At 63.7% G+C, this 19,577-nt stretch carries 16 protein-coding genes; 7 read left to right on the top strand and 9 right to left on the bottom strand.

The window, feature by feature from the left end; all coding sequences use genetic code 11:
* Positions 1–189: 189 nt before the first annotated feature.
* Both RUH75_RS16450 and RUH75_RS16455 read right to left on the bottom strand, forming a co-directional pair.
* Positions 190–1,773, bottom strand: a complete 1,584-nt coding sequence (locus RUH75_RS16450; RefSeq protein ID WP_313807979.1) for a cisplatin damage response ATP-dependent DNA ligase — start codon at positions 1,771–1,773, stop codon at positions 190–192.
* Complete coding sequence (locus RUH75_RS16455; protein ID WP_313807980.1) at positions 1,773–2,765, bottom strand: ligase-associated DNA damage response exonuclease; 993 nt, start codon at positions 2,763–2,765, stop codon at positions 1,773–1,775. Before RUH75_RS16455 ends, RUH75_RS16450 begins: the two co-directional genes overlap by 1 nt.
* 135 nt (positions 2,766–2,900) lie before the next feature.
* Between RUH75_RS16455 and RUH75_RS16460 the strand changes: the two genes are divergently transcribed.
* Both RUH75_RS16460 and RUH75_RS16465 read left to right on the top strand, forming a co-directional pair.
* Entirely contained in the window at positions 2,901–4,121 is a 1,221-nt protein-coding gene (locus RUH75_RS16460; RefSeq protein ID WP_313807982.1) for a DUF3419 family protein, read from the top strand.
* Positions 4,118–4,765 carry a class I SAM-dependent methyltransferase gene (locus RUH75_RS16465; RefSeq protein ID WP_313807984.1) on the top strand — a complete coding sequence of 216 codons (648 nt, stop codon included), beginning with the start codon at positions 4,118–4,120 and terminating at the stop codon, positions 4,763–4,765. The genes RUH75_RS16460 and RUH75_RS16465 overlap by 4 nt, the downstream gene beginning before the upstream one ends.
* Positions 4,766–4,843: 78 nt before the next feature.
* On the opposite strand, the gene hemA is transcribed toward RUH75_RS16465, so the two are convergent.
* Positions 4,844–6,064 (bottom strand): 5-aminolevulinate synthase, encoded by a 1,221-nt coding sequence (gene hemA / locus RUH75_RS16470; protein ID WP_313807986.1) that lies wholly within the window; start codon positions 6,062–6,064, stop codon positions 4,844–4,846.
* Between the two features lie 154 nt (positions 6,065–6,218).
* The gene (gene murI / locus RUH75_RS16475) at positions 6,219–7,022 is read right to left on the bottom strand and encodes a glutamate racemase (protein WP_313807988.1); all 804 of its coding nucleotides are present in this window, start codon (positions 7,020–7,022) and stop codon (positions 6,219–6,221) included.
* Between the two features lie 166 nt (positions 7,023–7,188).
* Here murI and plsY point away from each other — a divergent pair, with 166 nt between their 5' ends.
* The 3 genes from plsY (at position 7,189) to topA (ending at position 11,531) form a co-directional block, all read left to right on the top strand.
* Positions 7,189–7,803 (top strand): glycerol-3-phosphate 1-O-acyltransferase PlsY, encoded by a 615-nt coding sequence (gene plsY / locus RUH75_RS16480; protein ID WP_313807990.1) that lies wholly within the window; start codon positions 7,189–7,191, stop codon positions 7,801–7,803.
* The gene (dprA, locus tag RUH75_RS16485; RefSeq protein ID WP_313807993.1) at positions 7,800–8,882 is read left to right on the top strand and encodes a DNA-processing protein DprA; all 1,083 of its coding nucleotides are present in this window, start codon (positions 7,800–7,802) and stop codon (positions 8,880–8,882) included. The genes plsY and dprA overlap by 4 nt, the downstream gene beginning before the upstream one ends.
* Positions 8,883–8,978: 96 nt before the next feature.
* A complete protein-coding gene (gene topA, locus RUH75_RS16490; protein ID WP_313807995.1) occupies positions 8,979–11,531 on the top strand; it encodes a type I DNA topoisomerase in 2,553 nt (850 codons plus the stop codon).
* Between the two features lie 135 nt (positions 11,532–11,666).
* Here topA and era read toward each other — a convergent pair whose 3' ends face one another.
* The 3 genes from era to lepB form a co-directional block, all read right to left on the bottom strand.
* The gene (era, locus tag RUH75_RS16495; RefSeq protein WP_313807997.1) at positions 11,667–12,575 is read right to left on the bottom strand and encodes a GTPase Era; all 909 of its coding nucleotides are present in this window, start codon (positions 12,573–12,575) and stop codon (positions 11,667–11,669) included.
* 72 nt (positions 12,576–12,647) lie between these two features.
* Positions 12,648–13,367 (bottom strand): ribonuclease III, encoded by a 720-nt coding sequence (gene rnc / locus RUH75_RS16500; protein WP_313808000.1) that lies wholly within the window; start codon positions 13,365–13,367, stop codon positions 12,648–12,650.
* Positions 13,316–14,137, bottom strand: a complete 822-nt coding sequence (gene lepB, locus RUH75_RS16505) for a signal peptidase I (RefSeq protein WP_313808002.1) — start codon at positions 14,135–14,137, stop codon at positions 13,316–13,318. The genes rnc and lepB overlap by 52 nt, the downstream gene beginning before the upstream one ends.
* Positions 14,138–14,371: 234 nt before the next feature.
* Between lepB and pgi the strand changes: the two genes are divergently transcribed.
* Positions 14,372–15,877, top strand: a complete 1,506-nt coding sequence (gene pgi / locus RUH75_RS16510) for a glucose-6-phosphate isomerase (RefSeq protein ID WP_313808004.1) — start codon at positions 14,372–14,374, stop codon at positions 15,875–15,877.
* Between the two features lie 67 nt (positions 15,878–15,944).
* Complete coding sequence (gene gor / locus RUH75_RS16515) at positions 15,945–17,291, top strand: glutathione-disulfide reductase (RefSeq protein ID WP_313808006.1); 1,347 nt, start codon at positions 15,945–15,947, stop codon at positions 17,289–17,291.
* A 13-nt stretch (positions 17,292–17,304) separates the two neighbouring features.
* Here the strand turns inward: gor and RUH75_RS16520 are convergent, their stop codons facing one another.
* Together RUH75_RS16520 and RUH75_RS16525 are read right to left on the bottom strand one after the other, a co-directional pair.
* Complete coding sequence (locus tag RUH75_RS16520; protein WP_313808008.1) at positions 17,305–18,012, bottom strand: 2OG-Fe dioxygenase family protein; 708 nt, start codon at positions 18,010–18,012, stop codon at positions 17,305–17,307.
* Between the two features lie 58 nt (positions 18,013–18,070).
* Positions 18,071–19,486, bottom strand: a complete 1,416-nt coding sequence (locus RUH75_RS16525; RefSeq protein WP_313808010.1) for a short-chain fatty acyl-CoA regulator family protein — start codon at positions 19,484–19,486, stop codon at positions 18,071–18,073.
* Positions 19,487–19,577 lie beyond the last annotated feature (91 nt).

Raw genomic sequence — 19,577 nt, forward strand, 5'->3', positions numbered from 1 at the left:
TCCGAACTGGGCTCCTGCCTGCGCAGGAGCACCTCGCGCTCAATGTCCACAAATGACCACACCCGTCACATATTTCCCTGTCCTACAGCGTAGCGCCTGCGCTAATCCGAATCCGCTCTTTGAACCGTCAAATCGCGAACAGGAAACGGCGCCTTTCCGCACCTTCATCGTGTCACCTGTGTCACCCTGTCAGGTGCACAATCGCCTCAATCCCTCCACTGTATCTGCCTCGTTCGCAGGCTTGTCCCGCCTGATCCGGGCAATGCGCGGAAAACGCATGGCGAGGCCTGACTTATGCCGCTTGCTGTCGTGGATGCTGTCGAAGGCGACCTCCAGCACCAGTGACTTCTCCACCTCCCGCACCGGGCCGAAGCGGTTCACCGTGTTCATCCGCACGAAGCGGTCGAGCCATTTCAGTTCCTCGTCGGTGAAGCCGGAATAGGCCTTGCCGACGGGCAATAGTTCGCCTTCTGCCGTCCAGCAGCCGAAGGTATAGTCCGAATAGAAGGATGAGCGCTTGCCGTGGCCGCGCTGGGCATACATCATCACGCAGTCGGCGGTCAGCGGATCGCGTTTCCATTTATACCAGAGCGCGGCCTTCCGCCCAGCGACATAGGGGCTGTCGCGGCGCTTGAGCATCACGCCTTCAATGGCGGCGTCACGGGCGCCCGCGCGGATGTCGGCCAGCTCCGTGAAATCCTGCGCTTCGATCAGGGCGGATATGTCGAAGCGGTGGGGGTCGAGTTTCGGCACGGTGGTTTCGAGCCGAGCGCGGCGCTGCTCCCACGGAAGGGCGCGCAGGTCCTCCTCGGCATCAAGCAATATGTCGTAGAGGCGGACGAAGGCGGGGTAGTCGTCCATCATCTTCGCTGTCACCGCCTTGCGGCCAAGGCGTTGCTGGAGGGCGTTGAAGCTTGCCGCCTCTCCCCCCTGGAACTCCCCTTTGACGAGCAGTTCGCCGTCAAGGACTGCGTGGTGGCGGAAGGCCTGCGCTATGTCGGGGAAGCTGCCGGTAATGTCATCCCCAGCGCGGCTGTAGAGACGGGTTTCGCCGCCCAGACCGACGATCTGGACGCGGATGCCGTCCCATTTCCATTCGGCCGCATATGCGGACAGGTCGACGCTTTCGGCCTCCAGCGGGTGGGCGAGCATGAAGGGACGGAAAAAGGGCGTGCCCGCCGGATCGGGGCGGTTGGCCCTGCCTTCGGCCCAGTCGAAGAGGGCGGTATAGGGCGGCGTGAGGGCGTGCCAGCATTCCTCCACATCGTCGACATGGAGGTTGAAGGCCCGGGCAAAGCCGGTCTTGGCGAGGCGGGCGGAGATGCCCACGCGCAGCCCCCCGGTGGCGAGTTTGAGCAGCGCGAACCGGCCGGAGGAGTCGAGATGGTCCATCATCTGCGCCAGCGTCGCGGGTGCGGCGGCCCGGCTGGTGAGGTGAAGGCGGTCGACAATGGCGGAGAGAGTGAGGGAGCCGTCATCTATTTCCGGCGGCTGATCTTCGGGTTTCGGCCAGAGCAGGGCCACGGTTTCGGCAAGGTCGCCGACATAGTCGCGGCTCATTTCGAACAGGATCGGGTCGACGCGGGCGCGGGTCATTTCGGCTATGGTGGAGGCCTTGACGGCTTTCAGGTCCAGATTGCCTGTCAGGGCGGCGAGCGCCCAGCCCCGGTCCGGATCAGGCGCGGCGCGCATATAGGCGGCGATGAGTTCCAGCTTGCCATGGCGCGACCGGGTGTAGACCAGGCCGTCGAGGAGTTGGGAAAAGGCGCGCATCAGCCCTCATCCTCATCTTCGCGGCCGACCAGAGCCAGCGCGCGGGCCCGCATCTGGTGGGTCATGCACCAGTGGAGCAGAGCTTCTTCGCGGCCGTGGGTGATCCAGGTTTCGCCAGGGGCGACTTCGCGGATGGTGTTGGTCAGTTCATCCCAATCGGCATGGTCGGAGATGACCAGCGGCAGTTCGACATTGCGTTGGCGGGCGCGCTGGCGGACGCGCATCCAGCCAGAGGCCATGGCGGTGATCGGATCGGGAAGGCGGCGGCTCCAGCGGTCGTTGAGGGCTGAGGGGGGCGAGACGATGATGCGCCCGCGCATGTCCTTGGCAGGCAGGCCGGTGGCGGGACGGATATCGCCCATGTCGACGCCGAATTGCTCGTAGAGCGCGCAGATTTTTTCCAGCGCGCCGTGGATGTGGATGGGGTCGTGATGGCCCCTTGCGCGCAGCTCGCAGATAAGGCGTTGCGCCTTGCCCAGTGCATAGGCGCCGACGAGGACGCAGCGGTCTGGATTGGCATGGAGCGCGGCGAGGAGGCGGTCGACTTCGCTGCCGGTGTCGGGATGACGGAAGACCGGAAGGCCGAAGGTGGCTTCGGTGACGAAGATGTCGCAGGGGACGGGTTCGAACGCTTTGCAGCTGGGGTCGGGGCGGCGCTTGTAATCGCCGGTGACGACTATGCGCTCGCCTGCGTGGGAAAGGACGATCTGGGCGGAACCGAGGACATGGCCGGCAGGGACGTAGCGGATCGTCACGCCATTCATGTGGATTTCCTCGCCATAGGGGATGGCTGTGCCCGAAGCCGTGCCGTAGCGCAGCGCCATGATCGCGAGTGTCTCCTCCGTGGCCCAGACATGGCCGTGCCCGCCCCGTGCATGGTCGGCATGACCGTGGGTGATAAGCGCGCGCTCCTGCGGGACGGACGGATCGATCCAGGCATCGGCGGGACGGACATGGATGCCGGTGGGATGGGGTTCGATCCAGTGAGGCATGGCTTCATGAAGAAGGTGGATGGAGCGGGTTGGTTCCGCAAGAGCCTTCATATTACCGTAACATCAGCGTCACGCAGGCGACTTGCGCTTGCCCTAGCTGCCGTTCAACGGCCCGACAGCGAGGAAGCTTGGCGCATGGCATCTACGGCTCATCAGAATCTTGTCCGCGCGGTGCATCGGCATCGGCATTTGTCCAGGCAGGGATTGTTGGAACGGGCCTTTACCTTTGCGTTTCGGGGCCTCGTCTACGCGCAGATCTGGGAAGATCCGGAGGTGGACATGAAGGCGCTGGCGATCACGCCGGATTGCCATGTCGTCACGATCGCTTCGGGCGGGTGCAATGTGCTGAGCTATCTGACGGCCGATCCGGCCAGGATCACGGCGGTTGACCTCAACACCGCGCATATCGCGCTCAACCGGCTGAAACTGGCGGCGGCGCGGGCCTTGCCCGATCATGACGCGTTCCATCGCTTCTTCGCCAAGGCGGATTGCCGGGAAAATGTGGTCGCCTATCGCACGTTCGTGGCGCCGGTGCTGGACGATGCGACGCGGCGCTATTGGGAAGGGCGCGACTTCATCGGGCGACGGCGCATCGGGGGCTTTGCGCGCGGAATCTACAGGCATGGGCTGCTGGGGCGCTTTATCGGCGCGGCGCATTTGCTGGCGCGGCTGCATGGCGTCAACCCGCGACGGATGCTGGATGCCACCAGCCGGGAAGAACAACGCGCGATCTTCGAGACTGAACTGGCGCCGGTGTTCGACAGCGCTTTTACGCGTTGGTTGACGAGCCAGCCCGCTTCGCTCTTTGGCCTTGGCATTCCGCCGGCTCAATATGAAGCGCTGGCCGGGGACGACCGAATGGACAGCGTGCTGAAGGCGCGGCTGGAAAAGCTGGCTTGCGGCTTCGATCTGAAGGACAATTATTTCGCGGTGCAGGCCTTTGGCCGCGGCTATGCCGGCGGAGAGGGGCCGTTGCCCCCTTATCTACAGGCGGCGAACCATGAGGCCGTGGTCGAACGCGCGGGACGGGTGGATATCCGGCACGTGAATTTCACGGACTTCCTGGCGTCTCAGGAAGCCGGGTCGGCGGACCGTTATATCCTGCTGGACGCTCAGGATTGGATGGATGATGCGCAGTTGAACGCGCTCTGGGCCCAGATCACGAGGACGGCGCGGCCGGGCGCGCGGGTGCTGTTCCGGACGGCGGGCGAACCGAGCATCCTGCCGGGGCGGGTCGTCGATGCGGTGCTTTCGCGCTGGGAATATCGGGCAGAAGAATCGCTCGATTGCACGGCGCGGGATCGGTCGGCCATCTATGGCGGCGTCCATCTCTATGTGCTGAAGGACGCCCGATGAACACCGGACATGGCGGCTTGATGGACAGCGTCTACCGGCATCAGCGGCATATCTACGACCTGTCGCGAAAATATTATCTGCTGGGGCGGGATGGGCTGATCGCCGATCTCGCGCCGCCGCGCGGTGGCGCGGTGCTGGAGATCGGCTGCGGGACCGGGCGGAACCTGATCGCGGCGGGCAAGGCCTGGCCGGAGGCGCGGCTTTACGGCGTCGATATCAGCGAGGCGATGCTGGAAACGGCGCGCAGGGCCGTGGTGAAGGCAGGCATGGCGGATCGCGTGGTGCTGGCGCAGGGGGATGCGAGTTCCTTCAGCGCGCAGGCGCTGTTCGGGCGGGCCGATTTCGAGCGGGTGTTCATCAGCTATGCGCTTTCGATGATCCCGGACTGGGCCGGCGCGCTGCGGCAGGCGGCGGGGAGTGTCGCGACCGGAGGCAAGCTGGATGTCGTGGATTTCGGCCAGCAGGACGATCTGCCCGGCTTCTGGAAGCGAGCGCTGTTCGGGTGGTTGGCGCGGTTTCATGTATCGCCGCGGGCTGAACTCAAGCAGGCGATCGAAGCGCTGGCGGCCGATATGGGGGGCTTTCCGCACAGCCGGAGCCTGTATCGCGGTTATGCGGTTCGGGGCGGGCTGATCCGGGTTTGAGATTTTTTGCTGGAGGCGGGCATCAATTTTTTCCCCTCATCCCAGCCTGCGCTGGGATGAGGAGTTCAGGAAGCCTTGTCAGGCAGCCTTTTTGAGTTCCAGCTCCAGCCGGTCCCAGATTTCCACCAGCGCCGAGACGAGATCCTGCATCATCTCTTCCGAATGGGCAGGGCCCGGGGTGAAGCGCAGACGCTCGGTCCCGCGCGGGACGGTCGGGTAATTGATCGGCTGCACATAGGCGCCATATTCGGCGAGCAGGATATCGCTGATCCGCTTGGCCTTGACCGGATCGCCCACCATCAGCGGAACGATATGCGTCACCGACGGCATGACCGGCAGCCCCGCTTCGGCCATCAGCCGCTTGAGGGTCGCGGCGGAAGCCTGTTGGCCTTCGCGTTCGGCACTGGATTCCTTCAGATGGCGAACGCTGGCCAGAACGCCCGCGACCAGCACCGGCGACAGCGATGTCGTGAAGATGAAGCCGGGCGCATAGCTGCGGATGACATCGACGATCATCTGATCGGCCGCGATATAGCCGCCCATGACGCCGAATGCCTTGCCCAGCGTCCCTTCGATGATGGTCAGGCGATGGGCGACATCGTCCCGTTCGGAAATGCCGCCGCCATGGGCGCCATACATCCCGACGGCATGGACCTCATCCAGATAGGTAAGCGCGTTGAATTGATCGGCCAGATCGCAGATCGCGGCGATCGGAGCGACATCGCCATCCATCGAATAGACGCTTTCGAAGGCGATCAGCTTGGGTGTTTCGGGATCTTCCGCCGCGAGCAGTTCGCGCAGATGATCGACGTCATTGTGACGGAAAACGCGCTTTTCGCAGCCCGAATTGCGGATGCCCGCGATCATCGAGGCGTGGTTCAACTCGTCCGAGAAGATGATGCAGCCGGGCAGAAGCTTGGCGAGGGTCGAAAGTGTCGCCTCGTTCGAGACATAGCCGGAGGTGAAGAGCAGCGCTGCTTCCTTGCCGTGCAGATCGGCCAGTTCCGCTTCCAGATCGACGTGGTAGTGCGTGTTGCCGCCGATATTGCGCGTACCGCCGGAACCCGCGCCGACATCATGGAGCGCCTCTTCCATCGCGGCGACGACCTTGGGATGCTGGCCCATGGCAAGATAGTCGTTGGAACACCAGACGGTGATCGGCTTCGGCCCGTTATGGCCGTGGAAGCAACGGGCGTTGGGAAAAGCGCCCTTGTTCCGCAGGATGTCGATGAAAACCCTATAGCGGCCCTCGCTATGGAGCCGGTCAATCGCCTGCGTGAAGATGTGCTTGTAATTCACTTAAGCCCTGTCCCTAATTCCCGCATCCCCTCTTTGAAGAGGGCATTTACCTGCTGCGAGGCTCTATTACCAGTGATAACCGCTCGCAGCGCTAGGGAGAAATACCTAGCACGGCGATAGATAGGCTTGCGATTGGACCAAAGGTCCACCCCCTTCAAAGTGCCTCTAACCGTTGCAGTCCATAGCCTGCAAGAGCGGGACGCAGCGCGTCCACGCCGTCATCGAGGCGTGTGAAGACAGCCGTTCCGATGGGTGGTTCGAGCGGCCATGCCTGCCCCTGGGTCAGATAGGAGATGCGCCGGGCAATGCCTTCCCCGCCGTGGACGAAGCGAAGCGGGTGAGGCGACGCTGCCGCCAGTTCCGGCTCGACCAGTGGGAAATGGGTGCAGGCAAGAACCACTGTGTCCATTCGGTCGCCGCCGGGCTGATCAAGCAGACCAGCCAGCGCATCACGGGCGACGGCGGGGTCAAGCGGTCCGTTGCGCAGCTTGGTTTCGGCCAGTTGAACCAGCGCCGCGGAACCATGGCGCAGCACCGTGCAATCGGCGCCATATTCCGCGGTGAGGCGGTCGACATAAGGTTGGCGAACCGTCGCATCGGTGCCCAGAACCCCAAAAATCCGGCTTTTGGAAAGGAGGGCCGCGGGCTTGATCGCGGGCACCGTGCCGACCACGGGGATGTCGAGCGCGGCGCGAACCGCTGACAATGCGATGGTCGAGGCGGTGTTGCAGGCTATGACGGCCAGACGAGGCCGGTAGCGTTCCACCAGGCGGCCGAGCAGCGCGGGAACCCGGGCGGCGATTTCCGCTTCGCTCTTCGTGCCGTAGGGAAAGCCCGCGCTGTCGGCGGCATAGACGATGGGCGCCGTGGGCAATGCTGCCTGGGCCGGGGCGAGGATGGAAAGTCCGCCGACGCCGGAATCGAAGAACAGCAGGGGAGCATCGGAAGCAACCGTCATCGCCTCCACATTTCGCGGCAGGAGGCCGGGCTGTCAACATGATGGATGAAGGGCCCGGCTTCCCCGGGACCGCAACGGCCCACCACGCAGGATATCGCAAAATCATAAGCCATTGCCCAGTGCGCCGGGAACGCTATGGTCGCGCCGCAACTACTATGGCGAGATCATGACTCCTCCCTGGCTTCTTCCTGCGTTCGTCCTGCTGATCGGTTATCTGCTGGGGTCCATTCCCTTCGGGCTGTTGCTGACCCGCCTCACCGGAGCGGGCGACCTGCGCAAGATCGGGTCGGGCAATATCGGTGCGACCAATGTGCTGCGGACCGGGCGTAAGGGACTGGCCGCGACGACCCTGCTGCTTGATCTGCTGAAAGGCGCGGCTGCCGTGCTGATCGGGGCCGCGCTGGTCGATGGCGGGGGGCCGATGGCGGGTGCCATGGCCTTTATCGGGCATTGCTATCCGGTCTGGCTGCGCTTTGCCGGCGGCAAGGGCGTGGCGACGATGATGGGCGTCGTGACGGCGCTCTACTGGCCGGCGGGCATAGTCTTTGCCGTCGTCTGGCTGGGGACGCTGTTCGGGACGAAATGGTCGTCGGTCGGAGGCATGTCGGCGGCGGTGAGCGCGCCGGTCGCCATGTGGTGTTTCGGGCGGCTCGATCTTTTCCCTGTCGCTCTGGCGCTGGCGCTGATCGTGCTGTGGCGGCATCGGGAGAATATCGCGCGGCTCGCCAAGGGGACCGAACCCAAGGTCGGCGCTTCAAAGGCGCGAGCCACTGGCGAATGAGCGAGGAGGAGCGGTTCAACCGCCTGCGCCTGATCCGGTCGCCGCGCATCGGGCCGGTGACGTTCCGGCAGCTGATGGCGCGCTTCGGATCTGCGGGCGAGGCTTTGCGGGCAGTGCCGGACCTCGCGGCGCGAGGCGGAGGCAAGGCGAGCGTCATCGATGCCGCGCTGGTCGAGCGGGAGATCGCGCGGAGCCGGGACGCAGGTGCACGCTATCTGTTGATGGGGGACAAGGATTATCCCTTTCTGCTGGATCATATGGAGGGCGCGCCCCCCGCGTTGATCGTGCGGGGGGATGTGACGCTGGCGTCGCGGGAATGCGTGGCGATGGTGGGCGCGCGCAATGCGTCGGCGGCGGCCTGCCGCTTTGCGCGGACGCTGGCGCAGGATCTGGGGCAGCGCGGCGCGGTGGTGGTGTCCGGGCTGGCGCGCGGGATCGATACGGCGGCGCATCAAGGATCGCTGGGCAGTGGGACCATCGCGGTCATCGCCTGTGGCATCGACATCGCCTTTCCCCCGGAAAATGAGGCCTTGCAGGCGCAGATCGCCAGCGAGGGCCTGCTCGTGACCGAGCATCCGCCGGGCATGCAGCCTCTGGCGCGGCAATTCCCGGCACGCAACCGGATCATTGCGGGCCTGTCGAGGGGAACCGTGGTGGTGGAGGCCGCGCCGAAATCCGGGTCGCTCATCACCGCGCGGCTGGCGGGGGAAGCCGGGCGGGAGGTGATGGCCGTGCCGGGATCGCCGCTCGATCCACGCGCTCAGGGGTGCAACCAGCTGATCCGGGAAGGAGCCGTTCTGGTGCAGAATGCGGCGGACGTGATCGAGGCGATCGGCGTCATCGACCCGCGCATGGTGCGGCAGGGGCGGTCGGATTTCGCGGGCGAGCCTGCATCCTCGGACGTGGCCGGGCGGGAACGGGAGGCGATCATCGCTCTGCTGGGGCCTGCGCCGGTTCCTGTGGATGAGGTGGTGCGACTGTCGGGCCTTGGCCCTGCGGTCGTGCAGACCGTGCTGTTGGAGCTTGAACTGGCGGCCCGGCTGGAACGGCATGCGGGCGGGAAGGTCAGTTTGTCATGAGGACTTCACATTCCAACATCAGCGGCGCTTGACGGAAGGTGCCAGCGCCTTCCAGACTCGCGCGTGTACGTGAGAGATTTCAAAATCGGGGCTTGAATGCAGCTTGTCATCGTTGAATCGCCGGCCAAGGCGAAGACCATCGAAAAATATCTGGGCGGCGATTTCCATGTGCTCGCCAGCTATGGCCACATCCGCGACCTGCCCGCCAAGGATGGGTCGGTCGATCCCGATGCCGGCTTTGCCATGAGTTGGGAAAATTATGGCGACAAGGGCAAGCAGCTCAAGGCCATCACTGATGAGGCCAAGAAGGCGACGCGCCTGATCCTGGCGACTGACCCTGATCGCGAGGGTGAAGCGATCAGCTGGCATGTGCAGGAAGTGCTGCGGGCCAAGAAGGCGCTGCCGCAAAAGGTCGACCGCGTGACCTTCAACGCGATCACCAAGCAGGCGGTGACGGAGGCGATGGCGCAACCGCGTGCCTTGGACGAAGATCTGATCGATGCCTATCGGGCGCGGCGGGCGCTTGATTATCTGGTGGGTTTCACGCTGTCGCCGGTGCTGTGGCGGAAGTTGCCGGGGGCGAAATCGGCCGGGCGCGTGCAGTCGGTGGCCTTGCGCCTGGTCGTGGATCGCGAGCGCGAGATTGAGAGCTTTGTCCCGCAGGAATATTGGTCGGTCGCGGCCGAGATGGAGCAGGGTGGGCAGGGCTTCACCGCCCGGCTGGTGCGCTGGCGCGGCGAGAAGATCGAGCGGCTGACCATCGGCAAGGAAGGCGACGCCATGGCCGCGAAGGCGGATGTGGAGGCCGGACGCTTCACCGTCGAGAAGGTCGAGACGAAGCCGGTTTCGCGTAATCCTCCTGCGCCGTTCACGACATCGACGTTGCAGCAGGAGGCGGCGCGCAAGCTCGGTTTCTCGGCCAGCCACACGATGCGGATCGCGCAGCAGCTCTATGAGGATGGCGCGATCACTTACATGCGTACCGACGGCGTGCAGATGGACGGCAGCGCCATTTCCGCCGCGCGCAAGGCGATCGCGGAACGCTATGACGGTGGTTATCTGCCCGAAAAGCCGCGCCAATATCAGACCAAGGCGAAGAATGCGCAGGAAGCGCACGAGGCCATTCGTCCGACCGAATTTTACCGGGACAAGGTGGGGTCGGGTGATCATGCGCGGCTCTATGATCTGATCTTCAAACGGGCGCTGGCGAGCCAGATGGCTTCGGCGCGGCTGGAGCGGACGGTGATCGATCTGGTCGATGGGACCGGGCAGCATGGGCTGCGCGCTACGGGTCAGGTGGTGATCTTCCCGGGCTTCCTCGCGCTTTACGAAGAGGGACGCGACGACGCGGAGGATGACGACAGCAAGTTGTTGCCGCGCATGGCTGCGGGTGACGCGCCGGCGAAGAAGAAGGTGACGGCGGAGCAGCACTTCACCCAGCCGCCGCCCCGCTATTCCGAAGCTTCGCTGGTCAAGAAGCTGGAGGAATTGGGGATCGGTCGGCCATCCACTTATGCCTCGACGCTTCAGGTGCTGAAGGACCGGGACTATGTGCGGGTGGAGAAGAACCGTTTCTTTGCGGAGGAGAGCGGCCGGCTGGTGACGGCGTTCCTGGAACGTTTCTTCGAGCGCTATGTGTCCTATGACTTCACGGCGGGGCTGGAGGAGGAACTGGACGATATTTCCGGCGGCCGCGCCCAGTGGCAGGCGGTGCTGGAAGCCTTCTGGCGTGATTTCAAGCCCAAGACCGCCGAGGTCATGGAGCAGAAGCCATCCGACATCACGGCGGAGCTGGACAAGTTTCTGGAGCCGATGCTGTTCCCCCCCAAGGCGGACGGCAGCAATCCGCGTGCCTGCCCGATGTGCGGCGATGGGCAATTGTCGCTGCGTGGCGGGCGTTTCGGTGCATTCATCGCCTGCTCCAATTATCCCGAGTGCAAATATACGCGCAAGTTCGGGCAGCCGGGCGGCAAGGATGGGGCCGAGGATACGGGGCCGGAGGTGCTGGGCCAGCATCCGGAAACCGGGCAGGACATCGTCCGGAAGTCGGGCCGGTTCGGTCCCTATATCGAGATGGGCGAAGGCAAGGAGGCCAAGCGTGGCTCCATCCCCAAGGATTTGCCGGATGGCGAGATGACGCTGGACTGGGCGGTGAAGCTATTGAGCCTGCCGCGCGAGATCGGGCTGCATCCGGAGACGGGCAAGCCGATCGTGGCGAATATCGGGCGCTTTGGACCCTATCTGCTGCATGACGGCAAATATGGGCGGCTGTCCTCCACCGCCGAGATTTTCGAGGTGGGGATGAACAGCGCCGTTGCCAAGCTGGCGGATGCGGCGAACAGGGGGGGGCGTGGAGCTTCCTCGCGCGAGCCGTTGAAGGTGCTGGGCAACCATCCGCGCACTGAGGCTGAAATCAAGCTGATGGCGGGGCGCTATGGTCCCTACGTGACCGATGGCACCACCAATGCGACGCTGCCCAAGACGATCGAGCAGGATGCCTTGACGCTGGAGGAGGCCGCGCAACTGATCGATGCGCGGGCTGCGGCGGCGCCCACGAAGAAGGGGAAGAAGGCGCCCGCGAAAAAGGCGGCGGCAAAGAAGCCTGCCGCCAGAAAGGCTCCGGCCAAGAAGAAAGCGGCGGCGGAGTAAATATTACCGTTATCCCCGTGGAAACGGGGATACATCTCCCATAAGTTGAACTTGACGCGATGGTGGGAGATGATTGCTGCGTTGACCTTCGGTCGCCCTACGGGTCGCGGGAATGACGACGATGGATTGCGCGGGTTACTCCACCCAGTCCAGCCCGATATCGCGATAGATGAAGCGGTCGTCTTCCCAATCCTCCTTCACCTTGACGTGGAGGTAGAGGTGGACCTTGACGCCGAGCAGACTGGCCAGTTCGGCGCGGGCCCTTGAGCCGATTTCCTTGAGGCGCTGGCCGCCCTTGCCCAGCACGATGGCGCGCTGGCTGGAGCGGCCGACAAGGATTTGCTGGTGGATCTCGACCGAACCATCCTCGCGCTCGCTATATTTTTCCGTATCGACGGCGGCGGCATAGGGGAGTTCGGCGTGAAGCTGGTGATAGAGCTGCTCGCGGGTGATTTCGGCGGCCAGCATCCGGTCGGTGGCGTCGGAAACCTGATCCTCGGGGAAGTGCCACGGGCCTTCGGGCATGGCGTTGGCGAAGGCGGTCTTCAGCTCCGCAAGGCCGTCGCCGGTCGCGGCGCTGACGAAGAAGGTTTCCGCGATATCGAGTTGTTCATAAAGTCGCTGGGTATGGACCAGCAGCTTCTCCTTGATGGCGATGTCGACCTTGTTGAGGATCAGCCATTTCTTTTCCGGGCGTGCGGCGAGGGCGCTGATGATAGGCTCCATCTTGGCGCCGAGGCCCGCCTTGCCGTCGACGACCAGCGCGATCAGGTCAGCGCCCTGCGCGCCGCCCCATGCGGCCTGCACCATGGCGCGGTCCAGTCGCCGCTTGGGTGCGAAGATGCCGGGGGTGTCGACCAGCACCATCTGCGCGTCACCCTCAATGGCCACGCCCATGACGCGCGTGCGGGTGGTCTGCGCCTTGGCGCTGGTGATCGCCACTTTCTGTCCGACAAGGGCGTTCACCATCGTCGATTTGCCCGCATTGGGGGCACCGACGATGGCTATGACGCCGCAGCGTTGATTATCGAGATTGATCGTCAAACAAAACTCCGTTCACCCATCCGCCTGTCGCCTGGGTTCTTTCCTAATGCAAAATACGGGCATGGGACAGGCTCAGCCGCCGAGCTTTTCCAGCAATGCTTTCGCAGCTGCTGTCTCTGCTTCCTGTTTGGAGCCACCGGTGGCGCTTGCCTCGCCCGCTCCCTTGATGCTCACCGTCACGGTGAAGCGCAGCGCATGGTGCGGGCCGGAGCGGTCGGTCAGCGCATATTCGGGGGGTTTGCGCTTGTTGGCGGCGGCCCATTCCTGAAGTGTGGACTTGGGATGTTTCGGTGCGCTGGCCTGGGTGTCGACCCGGTCGCCCCAGAGACGGTGGACGAGAGTGCGGACTTCTTCGAGCCCCCCTTCCAGATAGAGGGCGCCGATCAGCGCCTCCATCACGTCGCCCAGCACATTGTCGCTGTCGGCGGCGCCGTCGTCGCGCGCCTGTTTGCCAAGGATGAGATGCGTTGGGACGCCAGCGGTGCGGGCGACATCGGCGCAGGTTTCGCCCGACACCAGCGCGTTGAAGCGGCGGGAGAGCTTGCCCTCCGGCTCTGTTGCAAAGCGATCATAGACCCATTCCGCGATCAGCAGGCCGAGGATGCGATCGCCCAGAAACTCCAGCCGTTCATAATTCACCGCATTGGCGCTGCCATGAGTCAGCGCCTGAACAAAAACCTTGGGCTCTTTCGGCACGCGGCCGATCAGGGCCTTCAGCCAGCCTTCGGTGTCGGGTTTCGTCAAAAGCCTTCCCCAATGCGGCTCCAGCGGGCGGCAGTGAACCAGGTCCATGGAAGCAGCCAGTTGGCGCTGCCGTCGGTTGAGAAGACCGAGATCATCGCCTTGCCGACCAGATTTTCCTCCGGCACGAGGCCGATGCCGCCGCCGTCGACTGCCGGGAAGCGGCTGTCGGCGCTGCGGTCGCGATTGTCGCCCATCATGAAGAGATGGCCTTCGGGCACGACCACCGTGTCGCGGTCGTCCGCCGCGCCGTCGGGCAAGAGGTCGAGGACATTGTAGCTCTTGCCGCTGGGCAGGGTTTCACGGAACTGCGGGTAGCGGCACTGGCGGCCGCCGGGTGCCGCTTCCTCGAATTTCGCGCGGTAGCATGGGGAGGGACTGCCTTCCTTCGCCGCTGCGTCCTCCATATTGGGCGTGACGGGAATGACGAGGTCAGCGACTTTCTGCTTCGGGATCGCCTGACCGTTCAGGTACACCGTGCCGCCGCGCACCGAGATCATGTCGCCGGGCAGGCCGATGACGCGCTTGATATAGTCGTTCTTCTGGTTCGGCGGCGCCTTGAACACCACCACGTCGCCGCGCTGGGGCGTCGAGGCGAAGATGCGGCCGGGGATCAGCGGTACGCCGAAGGGCAGCGAATAACGCGAATAGCCATAGGGCCATTTCGCGACGAGCAGATAGTCCCCGATCAACAGGCGCGGCTGCATCGATTCCGACGGGATGTTGAAAGGCGAAACGATGAAGCTCCGCAGGATGAAGACGAACACCGCCAGCTTTGCGAGAAACCAGAGGAAATCCCGCGTTTCGGATTTTGCGCTCATGCTTTGGTCGTCTTTTCCTTCATTCCGCCTTGAAAACAGGCCGTCGCGGCTTTTGCGGGTTCGTAAAGCCGCCGTCAAGCGCGCTAGAGACGAGTGGTCCTCCCCCCATCCTGCCTCGCAGCCTGATTTTTCCTGTCCAACGGTGCATTAGCGGAACGATTTGGCTAAGAAGGACAAGAATCGACAGGTGCAGCGTCGGTATGGATCAACGGTAAACCAAAAGGATATCCCCCAATGTCCAGCCCTGCACTGGCAGCGCTTGCGGCTCTTCCCCAGGCCGATCTCAAGTCCATCTTCACCACCGATCCCGACCGGTTGAGCAAATTCACGCTGACCCAGGGGCCGATCCGCTTCGACTGGTCGAAGACGCATCTGACCAGCGGATTGCTGGAAGGCTTTTTGAAGCTGGCGGAAGAAAAGGGCTTTGCCGCGCAACGGGACGCGCTGTTCGCTGGTGAGGCGGTCAACAACACCGAAGGCCGGGCCGCCGAACACCCCGCCGAACGCGGCGAGGGCAATGCCGACAGCGTCGCGCGGGCCAAGATGTTCCACGCCCGGATGCGCGCGCTGATCGACGCGATCGAGGGCGATGCGCTGGGACCGATCCGGCATATCCTGCATATCGGCATTGGCGGGTCGGCGCTGGGACCGGACCTGATCGTCGATGCGCTGGGCGGTGGCGACGCGCGCTATGATGTCGCCATTGTATCGAATGTCGACGGCACGGCACTGGAGCGGGCGATTTCGCGTTTCGATCCCGAGGCGACGCTGATCGCCGTGGCGTCGAAAACCTTCACCACCACCGAAACCATGCTGAACGCGGCCAGCGCGATCAACTGGATGGTCGAGGCGGGCGTCGAAGACCCCTATGGACGGGTCATCGCGCTGACGGCTGCGCCGGACAAGGCGATCGAGTGGGGCGTGGATGAAACCCGCGTGCTACCCTTTGCCGAGAGCGTGGGTGGGCGTTATTCGCTCTGGTCGTCCATCGGTTTCCCGGCGGCGTTGGCGCTTGGGTGGGATGCCTTTGAGAGCCTGCTCGAAGGAGCGGCGACGATGGACCGGCATTTTCGCTTGAGCGAACCCAGGGCCAATGCGCCGCTGATCGCCGCCTTTGTCGATCAATATTATGCGCGGGTCGTGGGCGCGCAGACGCGAGCGCTGTTCGCCTATGACGAGCGGTTGGCGCTGCTGCCTTCCTATCTCCAGCAACTGGAGATGGAGAGCAACGGCAAGAGCGTGACCCGCGACGGCAAGCCTGTCGATGGGCCAACGGCCGCAATCACCTGGGGCGGCGTGGGCACCGACGCACAGCATGCGGTGTTTCAGTTGCTGCATCAGGGCACGATCCTGACGCCGGTGGAGTTCATTGCCTCGATCGAACCGGGCCATGCGCTTGATCCCGCGCATCATCGGGCTTTGCTCGTGAACTGCTTCGCGCAGGGTGCGGCGCTGCTGCGGGGCAAGGACAATGATGTCGATCCGGCCCGGGCCTATCCGGGCAACCGGCCGTCGACCACGATCCTGCTGGATGACGTGACGCCGGAGGCGCTGGGAGCGCTGATCGCTTTCTATGAGCATCGGACCTTTGCCAATGCGGTGCTGATGGGCATCAATCCCTTCGACCAGTTCGGCGTCGAACTGGGCAAGGAGATCGCCCGGTCGATCGAGACGGAAGGGCCGAAGGGTTTCGATCCCTCGACCATGGCGCTGATCGACCTGGCGCTCGGCGGGGCATAAGCGCAAATCTCATTTGTAACTCCGCTGGGGAGGCTCCATATGCGGGCGCAACTCAGCGGAGGCAGGAATGAGCGACTACGACTTCGACCTTTTCGTCATCGGTGCAGGGTCGGGGGGCGTGCGGGCTTCGCGCGTCGCCGCTGCCCATGGCGCGAAGGTCGCGGTGGCCGAGGAATATCGGGTCGGCGGCACCTGCGTCATTCGCGGCTGCGTGCCCAAGAAGCTGCTGATCTATGGCGCGCATTTTGCCGAGGATCTGAAGGATGCCCGGCGCTTCGGCTGGAATGTGCCGGATTGCGACTTCGAATGGACGACGCTCCGCGACAATGTGCTGGCCGATGTCGATCGGCTTGAGGGCCTCTACAAGAACACGCTCGACAGCCATAAGGTCGAACTGATCGCCGAACGGGCGACGATGATCGGGCCGCATGGCGTGAGGCTGTCCAGCGGGCGGGAGGTCAGCGCGAAATATATCCTCGTCGCGACCGGAGCGTGGCCCATCATCCCGGAGGTCGAGGGCGCCGAGCATGGCGTGACCTCGAACGAAGTGTTCCATCTGGACGAATGCCCCGGGCGGATCGTCATCGTCGGCGGCGGTTATATCGCCAATGAATTCGCCGGCATCTTCCATCAGTTCGGCAGCCATGTGACGATCGTGAACCGGTCGGGCACCCTGTTGCGCGGCTATGATGAGCAGATCCGCGATCGACTGCTCCAGATTTCGACGATGAAGGGGATCAACTTCCGCTTCAACGCCGAGATGGAGAAGATCGAGAAGAATGAGGACGGGACGCTCTGCGTTCGATTCAAGAGCGGCGATCCGATCGCCTGCGACCTGCTGGTGTTCGCGACCGGGCGCAGGCCGCATGTCGAGGGACTCGGGCTGGATAATGCCGGGGTCGAACTGGACGACAAGGGTGCGATCAAGGTCGATGAATATAGCCGTACCAACATCGACAGCATCTATGCGGTGGGTGATGTCACGGACCGGTTGCAGTTGACGCCGGTGGCGATCCGCGAAGGGCATGCTTTTGCCGATACGGTGTTCGGGGGCAATCCGCGGACGGTGGATTATAATTGCGTGCCATCCGCTGTATTCAGCCATCCGCCGCTCGCTGGCGTCGGCCTTACAGAAGCGCAGGCCAAGAACAGATATGGGACGGTGAAGGTCTATACGTCCGATTTCCGGCCGATGAAGAATGTGCTTGCCGGGCGGGACGAGCGAGCGCTCTACAAGATGGTGGTGGACGCGACGACCAATCGGGTGGTCGGGTTGCACATGATCGGGCCGGATGCGCCGGAGATTTTGCAGGCGGCTGCCATTGCGGTGAAAGCGGGCCTGACCAAGCAGGAATTTGACGACACCGTGGCCCTGCATCCGAGCATGGCGGAGGAGCTGGTGCTGTTGAAGTGAGGCAAGGGCCTGCTCAGGGCTCTGCGACGAAGGTCACGACGAGCGCATCGCGCCAGGCCGGGGCCTCCGGATCGACGGCGTGAATTTCCGTGACGCCGTGCAGGATGCGATGATCATCGATCAACACGGCGTCACCGGGCTCCGCCAAGGCAAATTCACCCAGCTCCTGGCCTTGGGGCGTGCCGATGCGGGTAACGCCCTCGCGGACATTGCGGCGCTCGATCAGCATCACGAAAACCCGGTCCACCCCATCGCGATGCATGCCTTCGGGTGTCGGACGGCCAAGTTCGCCGGCGCGCGCTTCGATGCGGAATTGATGAATTTCGACATGCTGCGGGCCGGCCATGTTGAAAATGCGGGCGCAGAAGGCAAAGATTGCCTGCATGACGTCATTGTCGATCGTGGACTGCTCGACCGGATCGAACCAGCGCTGCACATCACCATTGAGCGGATTATAGTCCCGGCTCTGGAAATGGGGCTGGTGCGGCAGACGGGTCAATCGGCCCTTTTCGGCGCGGAAAGTCGCATGACGGCGACGGCGATAACGCCCGCCATCCGCCATGTAGAGATCGGGACCCAGATCGTCCCAGCTGCGGGTGAACCGGCACCATTCGGCAGGACTGGTTTTGAGCAGCGCGAAGCTTTCCTGCCCGCAGAGGCGAGCATAGCCCTTCTCCGCGAGCTGTGGCTGCAAATCGGTAAAAAGGGAGCCATCCATCATCATTTCAATCTAGTCGCTCTCCAAAACAAGCGACAGGACCAGTTTCCGCAAGCTGGGCTTAACCTATCCAATAGGGCACGATCTGCCGGTTATCAGGGTCGACACGGATCGGCCGGTCGGCGGGGGGAAAGGCGCGCTGATCGCAGCTTTGCCGGGAACAGAGGCGGCATGTGATGCCGATAGGGGTCGCTGCGCCCTCCACCTCCAGTTGCAGGCCGTCGGCATAAACGAAATTCGCCGCATGGGCGACCTCGCAACCCAGCACCACGGCGAAACGGCGCGGGGTGCGGCTGTAGCTGCCCGAGGGTTTGACCAGCCCCTTCGCCATGGAGACATAGCGCACACCGTCCGGAGTTTCGCCAAGCTGCACGTTGATCCGGTCGGGTATGGCGACCGCTTCGTGGACATTCCAGAGCGGGCAGGCGCCGCCGAAGCGGGCGAATTGCAATCGGGTCGCGCTGTGGCGCTTGGTGATGTTGCCCGCCATGTCGACGCGGCAGAAGAAGAAGGGGATGCCGCGCAGGCCCGGCCGCTGGAGCGTGGAAAGGCGATGGCAGGCCTGCTCGAAACTGACGCCGAAGCGACGCGCGAGGCGGTCGATATCGTGGCGGACTTCACGGGCTGCTTCGCGAAACGGGGCGTAGGGCATGAGCAGCGCGCCAGCCGCATAATTGCCCAGCCCGATGGCGAGCAGCCGATCGGCGCCCATGACGGGCAAGGCTGCCTTGCTCACCACGTCCGCGATCACGGCCTGCCCTTCCAGCATCATGAGTTGATGGGCGAGCATGAACTTGCGGCTCTCCGTGGGTAGGGCGGCGTTCACGAACAGGCGCTTTTCGCTGCTGGTGTAGGAGCGCAGCGCGGAATCCGGCGTTTCGGCAATCAGTGTTTCGATGCCGTGGCGGCGGGCCAGCGCTTCGACCAGCATGCCCTCATCCAGGGTCTGGCCAGCAGTGAAGCTGGCGGCCATGTCTTCGGCCAGACAATCCAGCGGGTGGACATAGTTGCCGCCTTCGTGAAACCAGTCGCGGACGGCTTCCCAGGGGAGGCGGGCCTGCACTGCATGATCGTTGGCGATGGCCTCTTCGATCATGTTGATGCGTTCGTTGGCGCGCATATGGGCGTTGTACAGGTCAACATAGCGCGCCGCGAATTCGGGGAATTGCAGGTGCAGCTTTTCGATCCGCTCGGGTTCCAGCGCAGCGCCTGGCAGTTCCGGATGAGCGAGCGCGAAGGTGAAGGCTCCGAGAAGCTGCTCTTCTTCCCGACTGTCGAAGCTGGCCCAGTCGGTAGGGAAGGCGCTGGCAAGCGCAGCCTTCACCTTGGCGGTGAGGGGGCGGTCGTCATTTTCCATCTGGCTGAGATAGGAGACGGATATGCCCAGCGCCTGCGCCATGGTCGCCTGGTCCATGCGATGGTCCAGGCGTAGCTGGCGCAGGCGCGGACCTGCGAAGATTCGATTGCCACGAGCCATGATTCGTCCATAATTTGCAAAGTCGCGATTTGCAAATTGGCAAAATTGCATTTGCGAAAATGCGAAAAGATTGAGAAGGGGCGGGCATAGA

The organism is Sphingobium sp., assembly GCF_032153725.1.
Lineage (GTDB): Bacteria > Pseudomonadota > Alphaproteobacteria > Sphingomonadales > Sphingomonadaceae > Sphingobium.

What these genes read in the sequence shown, in the direction of transcription:
- RUH75_RS16450 (WP_313807979.1), bottom strand. Translation starts at nt 1,773, where the DNA reads ATGCGCGCCTTTTCCCAACTCCTCGACGGCCTGGTCTACACCCGGTCG.
- RUH75_RS16455 (WP_313807980.1), bottom strand. Translation starts at nt 2,765, where the DNA reads ATGCCTCACTGGATCGAACCCCATCCCACCGGCATCCATGTCCGTCCC.
- RUH75_RS16460 (WP_313807982.1), top strand. Translation starts at nt 2,901, where the DNA reads ATGGCATCTACGGCTCATCAGAATCTTGTCCGCGCGGTGCATCGGCAT.
- RUH75_RS16465 (WP_313807984.1), top strand. Translation starts at nt 4,118, where the DNA reads ATGAACACCGGACATGGCGGCTTGATGGACAGCGTCTACCGGCATCAG.
- murI (WP_313807988.1), bottom strand. Translation starts at nt 7,022, where the DNA reads ATGACGGTTGCTTCCGATGCTCCCCTGCTGTTCTTCGATTCCGGCGTC.
- plsY (WP_313807990.1), top strand. Translation starts at nt 7,189, where the DNA reads ATGACTCCTCCCTGGCTTCTTCCTGCGTTCGTCCTGCTGATCGGTTAT.
- dprA (WP_313807993.1), top strand. Translation starts at nt 7,800, where the DNA reads ATGAGCGAGGAGGAGCGGTTCAACCGCCTGCGCCTGATCCGGTCGCCG.
- topA (WP_313807995.1), top strand. Translation starts at nt 8,979, where the DNA reads ATGCAGCTTGTCATCGTTGAATCGCCGGCCAAGGCGAAGACCATCGAA.
- rnc (WP_313808000.1), bottom strand. Translation starts at nt 13,367, where the DNA reads ATGGACCTGGTTCACTGCCGCCCGCTGGAGCCGCATTGGGGAAGGCTT.
- lepB (WP_313808002.1), bottom strand. Translation starts at nt 14,137, where the DNA reads ATGAGCGCAAAATCCGAAACGCGGGATTTCCTCTGGTTTCTCGCAAAG.
- pgi (WP_313808004.1), top strand. Translation starts at nt 14,372, where the DNA reads ATGTCCAGCCCTGCACTGGCAGCGCTTGCGGCTCTTCCCCAGGCCGAT.
- gor (WP_313808006.1), top strand. Translation starts at nt 15,945, where the DNA reads ATGAGCGACTACGACTTCGACCTTTTCGTCATCGGTGCAGGGTCGGGG.
- RUH75_RS16520 (WP_313808008.1), bottom strand. Translation starts at nt 18,012, where the DNA reads ATGATGGATGGCTCCCTTTTTACCGATTTGCAGCCACAGCTCGCGGAG.
- RUH75_RS16525 (WP_313808010.1), bottom strand. Translation starts at nt 19,486, where the DNA reads ATGGCTCGTGGCAATCGAATCTTCGCAGGTCCGCGCCTGCGCCAGCTA.